The organism is Streptomyces sp. H27-D2, assembly GCF_035828615.1.
GTDB lineage: Bacteria > Actinomycetota > Actinomycetes > Streptomycetales > Streptomycetaceae > Streptomyces.
In genome coordinates, this window is record NZ_JAYMZR010000034.1 from 48,510 (window position 1) to 63,619 (window position 15,110).

Consider the following 15,110-nt stretch of genomic DNA (forward strand, 5'->3'; position numbering starts at 1 on the left):
CACTCGCCAGGGATCTCACTCACCGGGATCTCACTCACTCGCGAGAACCTTCACGAATCGCAAATGCGGCCCGGACTCCAGCACGAATTCGTCTCCGACCACGGTGAAGCCCTCGCGCGCGTAGAAGGCCGCGGCGGAGACCCTGCCGTTGCACCAGACGAGCCCGACGCCGCGTTTGGCCAGCTCCTCCAGCCCCGCTTCGAGGACGGTGTGCCCGAAGCCGAGCCCGCGCGCCTCCGGGGCGCTGGCCAGGCCGCGGAAGCGGTGGCCGGGCCCTGGCCCTGGAACGACGCCGGCGCCCGGCGGGGGACCGGGGAAGGGGACAGCGAACGGTCCCGGGAAGGGGTCGGGGAAGAAGGTGACGCAGGCCGCCACCGTCCCCCGCTCGTCGTACGCGGCGACATGGAACGTGTCCAGGTCGGAGTCCTCCGTGAAGACGGCGCTCTCGCGCGGCAGACCCGCGCGCAGCACCTCCCAGCGCAGGTCGAAGATCTCCGACACCGGCACGACTGCTGTGGGAATCGCCATACGGCCGACGCTACGCCAGCAGCGACTGGAGCGGCACGGCCGGATCGGCGAGGTCGTGCGGGTCGAGCACGACGCGCGAGCGGATCAGCTGCTGGATCTGCTCGGTGACGTCCCAGACGTTGACGTTCATGCCCGCGAGCAGCCGTCCCTCGCTGAGCCAGAAGGCGATGAACTCGCGCTTGCCGACGTCACCCCGGCAGACCACCTGGTCGTACGAGCCTGGGGGCGCGTAGCCGGAGTATTCGAGCCCCACGTCGTACTGGTCGGAGAAGAAGTACGGGATGCGGTCGTACGACACCTCCTTGCCCAGCATGGCGCGGGCCGCGGCCGGGCCGCCGTTGAGCGCGTTCGCCCAGTGCTCGACCCGCAGCCGGGCGCCGCCCAGCAGCGGGTGCTCGGCGGCGGCCACGTCCCCGGCCGCGTAGATGTCCGGGTCGTTGGTGCGCAGCGAGGCGTCCACGGCGATGCCGCCGCCGGGGGTGCCGTCCGTACGGTCCGCCAGGTCGAGGCCGGCGGCCTCGGCGAGGGCGGTGCGCGGCGCGGCGCCGATGGCGGCCAGTACGTCGTGGGCCGGGTGCTCCTCGCCGTCGTCGGTGCGCACGGCCAGCACCATGCCGTTCTGGCCGATGATCTCCTCGAACCCGGCGCCGAAGTGGAAGCGGACGCCGTGCTCGCGGTGCAGGTCGGCGAAGAGGCCGCCCAGCTCTGGGCCGAGCACCCGGTGCAGCGGCGTCGGCTCGGGTTCGACGACGGTCACCTCCGCGCCGTACGAACGCGCTGCGGCGGCGACTTCCAGGCCGATCCAGCCCGCTCCGGCGATGACCAGGTGGCCGTTGTCGCGGCCGAGGGAGGCCAGGACGCCGCGCAGCCGCTCGGCGTGGGCGAGCCGCCGCAGGTGGTGGACGCCCGCGAGGTCGGTGCCGGGGATGTCCAGCCGGCGGGGCTCGGCGCCGGTGGCGAGCAGCAGTTTGTCGTAGTGGATGCGGGTGCCGTCGCCGAGGCTGACCGCTTTGGCGGCGCGGTCGAGCTGGACGGCGGGCTGGCCGAGGTGGAGTTCGATGTCGGCCTGCGCGTACCAGCCGGGTTCGTGGACGAAGACGCTGTCGCGCTCGTCCTTGCCGTTGAGATAGCCCTTGGAGAGCGGGGGGCGCTCGTAGGGATGCTCGCGTTCGTCGCTGATCAGGATGACGCGGCCGGTGAATCCCTCCGATCGAAGGGTCTCCGCGGCTTTCGCGCCGGCGAGCCCTCCTCCGACAATGACGAACGTTTGGTGTGCGTCGACCACTTGATGCCTCCTTCTGCTGCGCCTGACATGCTCGGCTCTGTCGTGCGGTGTCGCGGTGTCGCGCCGCTGCCGTGCTGCGGTGTTGCCGTGTCGCTCTGTCGTGCGGTGTTGCGGTCGCGGCCTGCTGTGCCGTGTTCCGGCGTGCTCCCCCGTCGTGCCGCTTCCTTGCTGTTCGCTGTTCGCTGTTCGCTGTTGCTGTTTCCTGTGCTGTGCCCACTGCTGTGCCGCTTTACCGGCCGTGCGCCCTCCGCTGACTGGCCGTGATGTCGGTGACGGGCGTCCGGCCGGCCGTTCCCCGGTCGCGTGTGCGATCGCGTGTGCGGTCACCCGGCGGTGCTTGCGGCTGCGTTCGCAGCGGTGTCCGACTGTCCCTCCGGCATGTCCCCCGGTCGGATCTCCACAGGGAGCGTCCCGCACGGAGCGTGATGCGGGAAGAGGGTCGTCCCTCGTCCGGGTCAGCGCGGGCGCGTGCCGACGGGCGTCGGCCGCTGCCTGTGACCCCGCTGGGGGCGCTACCGGGGACCGAGCCGGGGGCGGTGACCGCGGGCGCCGACGGCACGCGCGGTCACCGCGGTCACCGCGGTCAACACCGCGCGGCGGTCAGGCGCTGGTGCAGGGAGCGGGCCGAGGCGTCCGTGAGGGCAGCGATCTGGTCGACGATCGCGCGCAGCCGCCCCGACTCGTCCGACGCCGTCGTGAACAGCGACCGGAACTGCGGGTCGAGGCCCTCGGGAGCGCGCGCGATCAGCGCCTCCGACAACTCCTGCAACACGATGCGCTGATCAGCCCTGACCCGCCCCTGCTCGGCCCGCTGCATCACATAGCGGTCCGCGACCGACTTGAGGACAGCGCATTCCAGCCGAGTCTCGTACGGGACGACCAGTTCGGCCCCGTACCGGGTCAGCGGGCCACCGCCGAACGCGGCACGGGTCGCCGACTCGGCGGCCAGGCAGAAGCGGCCGATCAGCTGGCTCGTCGCGTTCTTCAGCCGGGCCTGGGCGACGGCCGAGCCGTCGTAGCCGTGCGGCCACCACTCCTGGTCGAGGAGGCGTTCGAGGGCCGCGTCCAGCTCGTCGTCCTCGGCCCCCTGCGCGTAGCGGTCGCTGGCGACGGCGAAGATCTCACGCCGCTCGGGTTCGGCGAGCAGCAGATTGGGGTCGAGGTGGCCGGCGTGCAGCCCGTCCTCGACGTCGTGGACGGAGTAGGCGACGTCGTCGGCCCAGTCCATGACCTGCGCCTCGAAGCAGCGCCGGCCCGCCGGGACGCCGGGGACGCCTTGCCGCAGCCAGTCGAAGACGGGCAGGTCGTCCTCGTAGACGCCGAACTTCGGCGACTTGGGGTCGGTGGGGTGGCCGCCGCGCGCCCAGGGGTATTTGGTGGCGGCGTCGAGCGCGGCGCGCGTCAGATTGAGGCCGAAACTGACCTGATCCCCGGTCGCCGCGTCCGTCACGAACGACTTCGGCTCCAGCCGGGCGAGCAGCCGCAACGACTGCGCGTTGCCCTCGAACCCGCCGCAGGGCTCGGCGACCTCGTTGAGCACCTGCTCGCCGTTGTGCCCGAACGGCGGGTGGCCCAGGTCGTGCGCGAGGCAGGCGACCTCCACCAGGTCCGGGTCGCAGCCGCGCGCCGCGCCCAGCTCCCGGCCGACCTGGGCGCATTCGAGCGAGTGCGTCAGGCGGGTGCGCGGGCTGGCGTCCCAGGCATGCCCGGTCGTGCCCGGCGTCACCACCTGCGTCTTGCCTGCCAGCCTGCGCAGCGCGGCGGAGTGCAGCACCCTCGCGCGATCACGTTGGAAAGCGGTGCGGCCCGGTCGTTTGTCGGGCTCGGGCGCCCGGCGCTCGGTGGCGCTCACGTCGTAATCGGCCACGCCGGAGACGGGCGGCTCGGAGGTGTGTGCGGTGCCGTTCATACACCGACGGTAACCGCCCGGTGCGACAGTGCGGCCGGGGCGGTGCCGCCGAGCGCCTGCTCGTACCGGTGGAGCAGCAGCCGGGCCATCGCGGGGTGCGCGCCCAGCGGGGCCGCTGCGATCCCCGGCGCCGCCGCCGCGCTCTGGCCCGCGAAGCGGCCCGGGGCTGCGAAGTAGGAGGCCAGCGCGATCAGCCGGCGCTCGCAGCCGCGGGCTTCGAGCGCGGCCACCGCGGCGACGACGCTCGGCCCGCCCGCCGCGGCGTAGCCGGGCAGCACCGGCAGCCCGCCCAGCCTGGCGCTGAGCAGCGCGGCCGTACGTTCCGTATCGGCGGCCGAGTCGGGGTCGCGGGAGCCTGCGGCGGCGAGCACGACGGCGTGCGCTGCGCCCTGCCCGGCGTGCGCGGCGCGTCCGAGGGCGCGCGTGCTCGTGTCCGCGCCCATGTCCGCGCCGATGCCCGCGCTCAGGCCCGCTTCCGTGAGGCGGGCGTGCAGGGCCTCGGCGAGCAGCGGGTGCGGGCCGAGCGGGGCGGCGATACGGGCCCGCAGATGCGAGGCGGCGGCGAGGGCCGCCGGGAGGTCGCGCTTGACGTGACAGCCGCGGCCGAGCAGCAGCGGGACCAGTACGGCTTCACCGCGCAGCGCCGCGAGGGTATCGGGCAGCAGCGGTTCGTTCAGCTCGATGTGGCCGAGCCGTACGGGCAGGTCCGGGCGGAGCGCGCGGACCCGGTCCAGCAGGGCGCGCACGGTGCGCAGCGCCTCGGGGTCGCGGCTGCCGTGCGCCACCGCGACGAGGGTGGGGGGCGGGGTCGGGGGTTGCGCGGCGCGGGAGGCGCGGGAGGTGGAGGCGCGCGGGGTGGGGGCTCGGGAGCCGGCGACGCGCGGGGTGTGCGCGGCGGACACGGCGCGCGACGGCTGGTGCTGGGGGCGCGCTGATTGCGCGGTACGCCCCTGTGACGCGGTGCGCGCCGGCTGGGGCACGCGCTGGGCCTGCGGCGTACGCGGTGCGCCGCGCAGCGTGAGGTGGCTGAGCCGGTCGCTGAGTTGTGCCGTGATCTCGGTCATGAGCTGCGCCGCACTGTCGAGGGGAGCCGTTCCCGGCCTGCTTGCCTTACCTGGGTTCACCGGCTGAGGTGGCTGAGCCGGCTGAGGTATCGACGCCGTCATGGAGTGAGTCTCTCCGGTCCGGGTTGCGGTCCCGTTGCGCAGACGTGACAACTGGTTTCCGCCGGTTCACGGGCGCGATCGGCCGCTGTGAGAGTGCGGCGGGGCACTCCCGGAGCGCCGGCTGGGCGCTGCCGGAGCGCTGACAGGGCACTGCGGCGGCACTGACAGAGCGAAGCTCCACTGGCAGACTGACGCGGCTCGAATGGCGCTTGGTCACATCTCATCTCACCTCCCCACCTCACCTCACCGCCCCCTACCTCCCGCGCTGAGGTGCCCGAGCGGCAGGCGTAACCGGGTAACCGGCGGGCCGTAACACGGCCGACGCACGCTGGACGGCATGCACACTCCGGCGACCGCTCCCACCCCTGCCACCGCCCCTGCCACCGCATCGGACGCGGCGGCGGCCACCGATCCCGCCACCGTCGAGACGCACTGCCCCTACTGCGCGCTCCAGTGCGGCATGGGGCTGCGGCCTGGCGGCCCGTACGGGGTCGAGGTCGTGGAGCGGCCCGCGTTCCCCGTCAACCGGGGCGCGCTCTGCGGCAAGGGCCGCACCGCGCCCGCCGTACTCTCCTCCCGGGTGCGCCTGACCGAGCCGCTGGTCCGACGCCCTGGCTCCGGCCGGCTGGAGACGGCCACCTGGGAGGAGGCCCTCGACCGCGTCGCCGAGGGGCTGGCGGGGACGGGCCGGGCGCACGGCCGGGACGCGGTCGCGGTGTTCGGCGGCGGCGGGCTGACCAACGAGAAGGCGTACGCGCTGGGGAAGTTCGCCCGGGTCGCGCTGCGCACCTCGCAGATCGACTACAACGGCCGCTTCTGCATGTCATCGGCGGCGGCGGCGCATCAGCGGGCCTTCGGGCTGGACCGCGGGCTGCCGTTCCCGCTCGCCGACGTGGGGCGTACGGGCTGTGTGATCCTCGTCGGCTCGAACCTCGCGGAGACGATGCCGCCCGCGCTGCGCTACCTCACCGAACTCCGGGAGAACGGCGGCACGCTGATCGTCATCGACCCGCGCCGCACCCGCACCGCCGAGCAGGCCGATCTGCACCTCGCGCCCCGGCCCGGCACCGATCTCGCGCTCGCGCTGGGCCTGCTGCACCTGGTGGTGGCCGAGGGGCGGGTGGACGAGGACTTCATCGCGGCCCGTACGAGCGGCTGGTCGGCGGCGCGGTCGGCCGCGATGGCGCACTGGCCGGAGCTGGTGGAGCGGATCACCGGCGTCCCGGTGCCGCAGCTGCGCGACGCCGTGCGCATGTTCTGCGACGCGGAGAGCTCCATGGTGCTCACCGCGCGCGGCCCCGAGCAGCAGTCCAAGGGCACGGACACGGTCAGCGCCTGGATCAACCTGTGCCTGGCCACCGGCCGGGCGGGCCGACCGCTGTCCGGCTACGGCTGCCTCACCGGACAGGGCAACGGCCAGGGGGGCCGCGAGCACGGCCAGAAGGCCGACCAGCTCCCCGGCTACCGCAAGCTGACCGACCCGGCGGCGCGGGCGCATGTCGCGGGCGTGTGGGGCGTCGACCCCGACGAACTTCCCGGGCCGGGGCGCAGCGCGTACGAGTTGCTGGACGCGCTCGGCGGTGACCTGCGCGCCCTGCTGGTGATGGGTTCCAACCCGGTCGTCTCGGCGCCGAACGCGGGGCGCATCGAGGACAAGCTGCGGTCGCTGGACTTCCTGGCGGTCGCGGACGTGGTCCTCTCGGAGACCGCCGCGCTGGCCGATGTCGTACTGCCCGTGACCCAGTGGGCCGAGGAGACCGGCACGACGACGAACCTGGAGGGCCGGGTGATCCTGCGCCGCAAGGCGATCGACCCGCCGCCCGGGGTCCGCACGGATCTGGAGGTGCTGCACGGCCTGGCGACGCGGCTCGGCTGCGAGAAGGGGTTCCCGACGGACCCGGAGGAGGTCTTCGAGGAGCTGCGACGGGCTTCGGCGGGCGGCCCTGCGGATTACTCGGGGATCAGTTACGGGCGGATCGTGGCGGAGGACGGCGTCTTCTGGCCGTGCCCGGAGGTGGGGGGTGCGCCGGGGGCGCGGGAGGTTCGGGGCGCGCCGGGGGCGCGGGAAGTCCCGGAGGGGGCGCGATCCGAACCGGATGTCCACCCCCGCACGCCCGACCCCGCTCCCCCTCACCCCGGCACTCCCCGGCTCTTCCTCGACCGTTTCGCGACCGCCGACGGCCGGGCCCGCTTCACCGCCGTAACCCACCGGCCCGCCGCCGAGGAGACGGATGAGCGGTACCCGGTGCTGCTGACGACGGGCCGGGTGCTGGCCCAGTACCAGTCCGGCGCCCAGACCCGCAGGGTCGACGAGCTGAACGAGGCCGCGCCGGGCCCCTTCGTCCAGCTGCACCCGCAGCTCGCGGAGCGGATCGGGGTGGCGGAGGGGGACCGGGTCGCGGTGGTCTCGCGGCGCGGCCGGGCCGTCGCGCCGGCCCGGATCAGCCGTGCGATCCGGGCGGACACGGTCTTCATGCCGTTCCACTGGGCCGGCGAGGGCCGCGCCAACACCCTCACCAACCCGGCGCTGGACCCGACGTCGCGGATGCCGGAATTCAAGGTGTGCGCGGTGCGGCTGGAACGCGGCTGATCACCTCAGTGCGCGTCCTGCGCGTCAGTGCGCGTCGACTTCCTTCAGATACACCTCGCGCGTCGCCTCGTCCAGGAACGCGGCGCGGAAGGAGTTGCGGGCCAGGGTCCGCAGGGCCGCGTCGTCCAGCCCGAGCGCGTCCCGTACAGCTGTGAAGTTGTCGTCGACGTAACCGCCGAAGTAGGCCGGGTCGTCGGAGTTGACCGTGACGAGCAGCCCGGCGTCGAGCATCGACGGCAGCGGGTGGTCCTGGAGCCGGTCGTAGACGCGCAGCCGTACGTTCGACAGCGGGCACAGAGTCAGCGGCATCTGCTCCGCGACCAGCCGCGCCACCAGCGCCTCGTCCTCCAGGCAGCGCACGCCGTGATCGATCCGGTCCACGCCGAGGATGTCCAGCGCCTCCCACACGTACGAGGGCGGGCCTTCCTCCCCCGCGTGCGCGACGCACTTCAGCCCGGCCTCCCGCGCCAGCGCGTACACCTCGCGGAACTTCGACGGCGGGTGCCCGACCTCGGCCGAGTCCAGCCCGACGGCCGTGATCCGGTCCAGGTACGGGCGCGCGGCCTCGAAGGTCTCCACGGCGGACTCGGCGCTCTCGTCCCGCAGGAAGCACATGATCAGGCGGGTGGTGATGCCGTACGTCTCCTCGGCGGCGTCCAGCGCGCGGGACAGCCCGCCGATCACCGTGCCGATGGGGACGCCGCGCGCGGTGTGCGCCTGCGGGTCGAAGAAGATCTCCGCGTGCCGGACGCCCTGCTGCCGCGCGCGGGCGAGATAGGCGTCGGCGAGTTCCGCGAAGTCGTCCTGGGTGCGGAGCACCGCCATCAGCGCGTAGTAGAGGTTCAGGAACGACTGGAGGTCGCTGAAGGAGTACGCGGCGCGCAGCTCGTCCTCGGAGGCGTACGGCAGCTCGACGCCATTGCGCCCGGCGAGCGCGAAGGCCAGCTCGGGCTCCAGGGTGCCCTCGATGTGCAGATGCAGCTCGGCCTTGGGGAGGGGGCCGGGCGTGGCTATGGGAGTGGGAGTGGGGCTGGGCACGCTGGATGACACCTGCTCTGTGTTGCGCTCTGTGTTGCGCTCTGTGTTGCGAAGGGGATCATCCACAGTAACGGGGGCGAACGGATGAGCCGGACCGGCCGCCCCCGCGACAACACCCGCCAGCCCTTCCCCGGACCGCTCCACCGCAACCAGGACGGGCCGCTACGCGTCGTAAGCAGGACAGAAGTGATCGGCGATCGACGGACGCACAGGGGCGGGGACGGACAAATGCGCACAGGACAGGCGCTGGCCAAGATACGCATCCACACCCACACCACTCACCCCCTCCGCACCATCCGCACCCGCATCCGCGTTCCCCGGACCCGGCGCGGACAGCGCCGGGCCGTGCAGGCCGTCGTCCTCGGCTGCGTGCTGGCCCTGCTGCCCGCGACCTGGATGACCGCCTCGGCCAACCCCAGGATCCGTACCGTCGCGGACGCGCCCTCCGCGCCAGTGGCGGTGGTCTTCGGCGCCGGCCTGTGGCGCGGCAAGCCGTCCCCCTACCTCGCGCACCGCCTCGACGCCGCCGCCGAGCTGTACCGGAACGGCAAGGTCCGCGCCCTGCTCGTCACCGGCGACAACAGCCGCCACGACTACGACGAGCCCGACGCGATGCGCACCTACCTCGTGGCGCGCGGCGTCCCGGACGGCCGGATCGTCAGCGACTACGCGGGCTTCGACACCTGGGACTCCTGCACCCGCGCCAAACGGATCTTCGGCGTCGACCGCGCCCTCCTGGTCAGCCAGGGCTTCCACATCCGGCGCGCGGTCGCACTGTGCGGGGCGGCGGGCATCGACGCGTACGGCGTCGGGGTCGACGCGGTCCACGACGAGACCTGGTACTTCGGCGGCGCCCGCGAGGTCGTCGCAGCGGGCAAGGCCGCCCTGGACGCGGTCACCCGCCCCGCCCCGCGGTTCCTGGGACCGCGCGAGCCGGGGCTCACGGAGGCGCTGGCGACGCGCCGCTGAAGTCAGCGCCGGGGAGGGGGCGCGACGGATGCCGGAGCCGGCGTGCGGTCGAGTTCGCACCAGACCGTCTTGCCGACGGTACGTTCCCGTACGCCCCAACGGGCCGCGAGGGTACGGACGATGAGCAGCCCGCGCCCGAACTTGTCGTCGGGCCCGGCCGCCCGTGGGCGAGGAAGTGACTCGCCGCGCGGGTCGGACACCGCGATGCGCAGAACGGCCGCGTGGAGGGTGGTCCGCACGCGGAACAGACGTCCGGGCACGCAGCCGTGCAGAACCGCGTTGGTCGCCAGCTCGGAGAGCAACAGCGCCGCGTCACCGGCGAGTTCGGGATGGCCCCACTCGACGACGGGGCGCGCGGTGCGGTGCCGGGCGAGCCGGACGCTCTTGGGGTAGGGCGTGTAGTCGAGGACATCCTCGCGCAGAGCGGGGGCGTCGGAATCCGGAAGCCCTGGGGGCTGCGGGAATTTTGGGGAGTCGTTGGGTTCTTGGGGGGGCGACCATGGTCGCTCACCTCCGGGTGCCGGGTGGGTGGCCGGTGCCCGCACGGGCGCGGTGGCGGTGGCATTGCCGCGATCCGGGCATGCGATAGCGGTGCGCTTCCGCGAATTACTTCGCTGTGCGAGCGGTGCACCACGGACAGTAGCGGGTTCACGTCGATCCATTCAACTACTCTCCGAGAAAATTACACCGGGCATAGTTGCAGGCAGACTTCACGCAGATCCAGACTGGGCACGCGAACGCGAGGGGTAGGTAACGTGACAGACGATCAGACGACCCAGGACAACCGCGTCTCAACGGTCTTGGGGCGCAGGCTGGGTGGAGAGTTGCTCACGCTGCGCACGGCAGCGGGCCTCAACCAGACGCAGGCCGCGAAGGTTCTCAGCGCTTCCACCGCGAAGATCGCCAAGCTGGAACGCGGCTGGGTTCCGGTCCGCGACCCGGACATCCGCGCCCTGTGCGAGGCGTACGGCACCGGCGACCCCGGAATCATCGGCGGACTTCTGGAACTGGCCCGGATCGACCGCGAACGCCGCAAGGCCAAGGGGTGGTGGAACGACTTCCCCGCACTCGGCGAGATGCGGGAGTACGTCGCCCTCGAAAACGTGGCGACGACCATCAGAACCTGGCAGCTCTGCCTCATCCCAGGGCTACTGCAGGCTCCCGGCTACACACGCGCCCTCGTTCAGGGGAACTCGACACAGGGGCATCCCGACCGTGGGAAACAGTTCGTGGCCACCAGGTCCGCTCGGCAGCAGCGACTCGTGGACGACCCTCCACTCACCTTGTGGGCAGTGATCCACGAGTCGGCTTTGCGGCACCTCGTGGGCGGTGCGGACACTATGCGCGAACAGTACGAGCACCTGTCCCGCGCCGCCGCGAAGACGAACATCAAGATCCAGATCCTGCCGTTCTCAGCCGGCGCTCATCTCGGCATGGGCGGTGCGTTCAACCTCCTCTCCTTCGCGACGCCGGGTGCGATGGACGTCGTGTATACAGAGACCGCCCTCGGCCAACTCTGGGTCGAGGGCGGGGACAGCGCCGCGCAATACGACGCTCTCTTCCAGAGCATCGCTCGCCGCTCCCTCAGTGAAGCGGAGTCCAAGAACCTCCTCGACGACCTCCTCAACGAGAAGTGAGACATGACGGCACTTGAGTTCCGGAAATCAAGCTTCAGCACCGGAGACCGTGAGTGCGTAGAAGTCGCCCTCAACTCGCCGCACGGCGTCGCGATACGCGACTCCAAAACCCCCGACGGCCCCACAATCCGCATCGCGCCCCACGCGTGGGGCGACTTCGGGTCAGCCGTGGCGAGCGGGCATTTCGACCGCTGAGTGATCCCGTTCGGCGGTCGCCGATCTCTATGGATTGCGGAGACTGTCGACTGTAGCCGCACCCGCTAGACGCGGCCGGGAGCGGGTTCGGGGCCCCACCCGCCGCTGGCTTCTGAAAGAAAAACATGACCCCGGAGTCTTGACAATCTCGCGGGATCGTCTGTTAGACCCGTCCAGGGCTGAACACCCCAGCGATCGCCATGCGATCCGCCGACCCCCTTACCCGCCAACCTCCGGAGGCCCCATGCAGCAGTCCTTGCCGGTCAGGCTCATCCACGTCACCGATGTCACGCGGTTCACCCCGCACATGGCGCGGATCACCTTCGGCGGAGCCGATCTCGCCGACCTCGGTCCCATCGAGCCCGATCAGCAAGTGAAGTTGTACTTCCCGCGACCGGGCCAGGCCGTGCCCGTCCTCCCCGAGCCGAACGCGGACGGTGATTTCTACGGGTGGTACCAGGAGTACAACGCGATTCCCGAAGCCGAGCGGCCCCCGATGCGGAGCTACACCATCCGCGCGCACCACCCGGAGCGCCGGCTGATCGACATCGATTTCGTACTGCACCACGACGCCGGGCCGGCGACCCGCTGGGCGCTGTCCGCGCAACCCGGCGACACGCTCGGCATGTTCGGCCCGTCGTCGTTCTTCGGCCGCCCCGTCCCCCTCGCCGAGTCGATCGGCGCGGCCGACTGGCTGTTGCTGGCCGGGGACGAGACGGCCCTGCCCGCGATGGGCTCGCTGATCGAGTCGCTGCCCGAAGCCGCCCGCGCGCTGGTGTACATCGAGGTCGGCGACGCCGCCGAGGAGCAACGGTTCGAGCTGCGGGGCGATGTGAGCGTGCGCTGGCTGCACCGGGGCGAGGTGCCGGCCGGGCACGGCACCCTGCTGGCCGACGCCGTGCGCAAAGCGCGGTTCCCGGCGGGTTCGGCGTTCGCCTGGCTCGCGGGCGAGGCCGGCACCGTGCGGGCGCTTCGCCGCCACCTCGTCGACGAACGCGGCCTGGACAAGCGGGCCGTCGAGTTCGCCGGGCACTGGCGGCTCAAGCTGAGCACGGACGACGCCCCAACGGCGGACGACCTAGCCGAGGCGCGGGAGCGGATGGCGTAAGTCTCGGCTATGGATGCCCAGATTCCGCTCAGTACCCCGTCGCCCCGTCGAGCCGCTCGCGGAGCAGGTCGGCGTGACCGTTGTGCCGGGCGTACTCGGCGACCATGAGAACCAGCACCCGGCGCAGCGAGACCGGCTCCCCGCTCGGTTTTCGGATGCCCGTCAGGTCCAAGGAGGGCGTGTTCGCGACGATCTCGCGGGATCGCTCGCACTCCGCCCGCCACATCGCGAGCGCTTCCCCCGTATCGCCGTCCAGGGTTCCGAAATCCTGATCCGGGTCGTCGTCCGAGTAGTACAGCAGCGGCACGTCCTCGCCCGCGAACTGGATGCGGAACCACCACCGTTCCACCCCGGTGAGGTGCCGCAGCAGGCCGTGCAGGCTCAGGTCCGACGGCGGTACGGGCTTCTCGGAGAGCCGCTGTGGCGGGATTCCGGCGATCTTCAGCTCGAAGGTCTCGCGATGCCAGTCGAGGAAGGCGGTCAGTGTCTCGCGCTCGCCGCCGGCCAGGGGAGGCGTCTTCCGGGGGTCGTCGGCCCACGGCTGCGAGAGGTTCTCGGGCGGGATCTCGGTCATGGCACGAGTCTGGCAGGGGGCACTGACAATCCAACGGACCGCCGGATCGCCGGAAGCCCACTTGCGCGGGCCGGTTGTGCGGGGCGGCTGCGCGGGGCAGCTGCGGCAATCGCCCGTACCGCCGGTCCGGGCCGGCCCGGGGAACTACCCGCCCCACTGGTCGTACCCGAGCTTCGCGACCAGCGTCACCACCACCACGACCAGCACCACCCGCACGAACCCGCTCCCCCGCTTGAGCGCCATCCGCGCGCCCAGCATCCCCCCGCCGAGGTTGAACACGGCCATGACGGCCGCCAATTGCCACAGCACCGTCCCCTGCGCCGTGAACGTCACCAGCGCGCCCAGGTTCGTGCAGACGTTGACGATCTTGGTGGTCGCCGAGGCCGTGACCAGGTCCATGTGCAGGATCGCGGAGAGGGCGATGACCAGGAACGTTCCGGTGCCGGGGCCTATGAGGCCGTCGTAGAAGCCGATGCCGCAGCCCGCGACGAGGATCATCGTACGGGGCGGCTGTGGGGGCGCCGGCGGTGACAACGACGACGGCAGCGGCAGCGGCAGCGGCAGCGGCCGACGATCGCCGGGGCGTGCGGGGCACGAGTCACGGGGCGCGCGTACGTAGCGCGCACGCCGAGCGCACGGGGCGGCGCATCCGCCGGATCACCGTGTCAGGGCCTCGGTCAGGGCCTCGGTCAGGGCGCGGCCTACGAGTCACCCGCCGGCCCCCTTGGCTACCCCGCCCGCCCGTCTTCTGTCCGGTTCGGGCTCACAGAGCGGGGCGGGCCGGGCTGAGGGCAGCGTTGCTTCGGGGAAACGGAGGGGATGCGGGCGGGTAACAGGGGCGTCGCACGCTTCGGAGCATGACCTCGAAGACAGAGCCGGACGGCCGTCACCGCCTTGTGGTGGTGGGCGGCGGCATGGCCGGCGCGCGGCTCGCCCAACAGCTCGCCGCGCACGCCCCTGCTCCGGAGGCGGCTGCCCCCGCTCCGGGCACTGCTTCGGACGCGACCCCGGCCATGACCGCGGGCACCGCCCCGACGGTGACGATCATCGGTGAGGAGCCGCACCCCGCCTACAACCGCGTGCTGCTCGCCGAAGTGCTCGCCGGGCGGTACGGGCCCGAGGTCATCGAGCTGCCCGAGCCCGGCGTCGCCCGGCGGCTGCGCGGGGTGCGGGTGGTCCGTATCGACCGGTCGTCGGCCGAGGTCCTCTGCGACGACGGCCGCCGCGTCCCGTACGACACGCTGGTGCTGGCCACCGGCTCCAACCCCGTGCTGCCGCCGTTGCGCGGCCTCTTCGAGCCGGACGGGCGTGAGCTGCCGGACGGCGTGCACGCCTTCCGCACCATGGACGACTGCCGGGCGCTGGGTGCGGTCGCCGGTCCGGGCGTACGGGCCGTGGTGATCGGCGGCGGGCTGCTCGGCGTCTCGGCGGCGCGCGCGCTGGCCGCGCGCGGCGCTCAGGTCGTCCTCGCGCAGCAGGGTGAGCACCTCATGGAGCGGCAGCTCGACCCGGAGGCGTCCGCGCTGCTGCGCCGCCACGCGGAGGCGTCGGGCATCGAGGTGCATACCGAGTGCCGGGTGCGCGGCCTGCGGACCCAGCCGGTGCGGGTGGCAGAGCCGGCACCGGGGCCGGAGCAGCACGACCGAGCCGCCACGCCCGCCCCGCCACCCGCGCGAGCCGTCCGCGCGGTGGAGCTGGCCGACGGCTACGAGCTGGAAGCCGACCTCGTGGTGCTCGCGTGCGGCGTCCGCCCCCGCGTCGGGCTCGCGCAGGCGGCGGGCCTCCGGATCGGGCGCGGCGTCGTCGTCGATGACGAGCTGCGCACGTCCGATCCGCGCATCCACGCGATCGGCGACTGCGCGGAGCACAACGGCGTCGTGTATGGGCTGGCCGGCGCGGCGCAGGAGCAGGCGGACCTGCTCGCACGGCTGCTGACCACGCCGACCGCTCCGGCCGTCCTGGCCATCCCGAGCCCCCCGGCCATCCCGGGCACCCCGAGCACCCCGGGCACCCCGAGCACCCCGAGCACCCCGAGCACCCCGAGCACCCCGAGCACCCCAGCCGATCCAAACACCCCGGCCGCCCCGGCCGGCAGCACACCCCACCCCGAC

The 15,110-nt window shown here is 72.7% G+C and carries 13 protein-coding genes and 1 pseudogene; 6 read left to right on the top strand and 8 right to left on the bottom strand.

Annotated elements, in window-relative coordinates; translation table 11 throughout:
* Positions 1-30: 30 nt before the first annotated feature.
* The 4 genes from QMK28_RS15565 to QMK28_RS15580 form a co-directional block, all read right to left on the bottom strand.
* Positions 31-528, bottom strand: coding sequence for a GNAT family N-acetyltransferase (locus QMK28_RS15565; RefSeq protein ID WP_326438212.1), 498 nt, complete (start codon positions 526-528; stop codon positions 31-33).
* A 10-nt stretch (positions 529-538) separates the two neighbouring features.
* Entirely contained in the window at positions 539-1,813 is a 1,275-nt protein-coding gene (locus QMK28_RS15570) for an NAD(P)/FAD-dependent oxidoreductase (RefSeq protein ID WP_326438214.1), read from the bottom strand.
* Positions 1,814-2,396: 583 nt separating this feature from the next.
* On the bottom strand, positions 2,397-3,722 hold the full coding sequence (locus tag QMK28_RS15575) for a deoxyguanosinetriphosphate triphosphohydrolase (protein ID WP_326438216.1): 1,326 nt from the start codon (positions 3,720-3,722) through the stop codon (positions 2,397-2,399).
* Positions 3,719-4,888, bottom strand: a complete 1,170-nt coding sequence (locus QMK28_RS15580; protein ID WP_443050734.1) for a sirohydrochlorin chelatase — start codon at positions 4,886-4,888, stop codon at positions 3,719-3,721. The genes QMK28_RS15575 and QMK28_RS15580 overlap by 4 nt, the downstream gene beginning before the upstream one ends.
* A 337-nt stretch (positions 4,889-5,225) precedes the next feature.
* Between QMK28_RS15580 and QMK28_RS15585 the strand changes: the two genes are divergently transcribed.
* Entirely contained in the window at positions 5,226-7,478 is a 2,253-nt protein-coding gene (locus QMK28_RS15585) for a molybdopterin oxidoreductase family protein (RefSeq protein WP_326438220.1), read from the top strand.
* 24 nt (positions 7,479-7,502) lie between these two features.
* On the opposite strand, the gene QMK28_RS15590 is transcribed toward QMK28_RS15585, so the two are convergent.
* On the bottom strand, positions 7,503-8,516 hold the full coding sequence (locus QMK28_RS15590; protein WP_326438222.1) for an adenosine deaminase: 1,014 nt from the start codon (positions 8,514-8,516) through the stop codon (positions 7,503-7,505).
* Positions 8,517-8,744: 228 nt separating this feature from the next.
* Between QMK28_RS15590 and QMK28_RS15595 the strand changes: the two genes are divergently transcribed.
* Entirely contained in the window at positions 8,745-9,485 is a 741-nt protein-coding gene (locus tag QMK28_RS15595; RefSeq protein WP_326438224.1) for a SanA/YdcF family protein, read from the top strand.
* Between the two features lie 2 nt (positions 9,486-9,487).
* Here the strand turns inward: QMK28_RS15595 and QMK28_RS15600 are convergent, their stop codons facing one another.
* Positions 9,488-9,907, bottom strand: a complete 420-nt coding sequence (locus tag QMK28_RS15600; RefSeq protein WP_326438239.1) for an ATP-binding protein — start codon at positions 9,905-9,907, stop codon at positions 9,488-9,490.
* 333 nt (positions 9,908-10,240) lie between these two features.
* On the opposite strand from QMK28_RS15600, the gene QMK28_RS15605 reads away from it, so the two are divergent.
* The 3 genes from QMK28_RS15605 (at position 10,241) to QMK28_RS15615 (ending at position 12,425) form a co-directional block, all read left to right on the top strand.
* Entirely contained in the window at positions 10,241-11,122 is an 882-nt protein-coding gene (locus QMK28_RS15605) for a helix-turn-helix domain-containing protein (protein ID WP_326438226.1), read from the top strand.
* A 3-nt stretch (positions 11,123-11,125) separates the two neighbouring features.
* The gene (locus QMK28_RS15610) at positions 11,126-11,317 is read left to right on the top strand and encodes a DUF397 domain-containing protein (protein ID WP_326438228.1); all 192 of its coding nucleotides are present in this window, start codon (positions 11,126-11,128) and stop codon (positions 11,315-11,317) included.
* A 244-nt stretch (positions 11,318-11,561) separates the two neighbouring features.
* Entirely contained in the window at positions 11,562-12,425 is an 864-nt protein-coding gene (locus QMK28_RS15615) for a siderophore-interacting protein (RefSeq protein ID WP_326438230.1), read from the top strand.
* 28 nt (positions 12,426-12,453) lie between these two features.
* On the opposite strand, the gene QMK28_RS15620 is transcribed toward QMK28_RS15615, so the two are convergent.
* Positions 12,454-12,999, bottom strand: a complete 546-nt coding sequence (locus tag QMK28_RS15620) for a DinB family protein (protein ID WP_326438232.1) — start codon at positions 12,997-12,999, stop codon at positions 12,454-12,456.
* A 144-nt stretch (positions 13,000-13,143) separates the two neighbouring features.
* A pseudogene (locus QMK28_RS15625) lies at positions 13,144-13,542 on the bottom strand (TSUP family transporter); the annotation flags it as partial.
* A gap of 314 nt (positions 13,543-13,856) precedes the next feature.
* Here QMK28_RS15625 and QMK28_RS15630 point away from each other — a divergent pair.
* A partial coding sequence (locus QMK28_RS15630) for an NAD(P)/FAD-dependent oxidoreductase (protein ID WP_326438234.1) occupies positions 13,857-15,110 on the top strand: 1,254 nt, incomplete at its 3' end.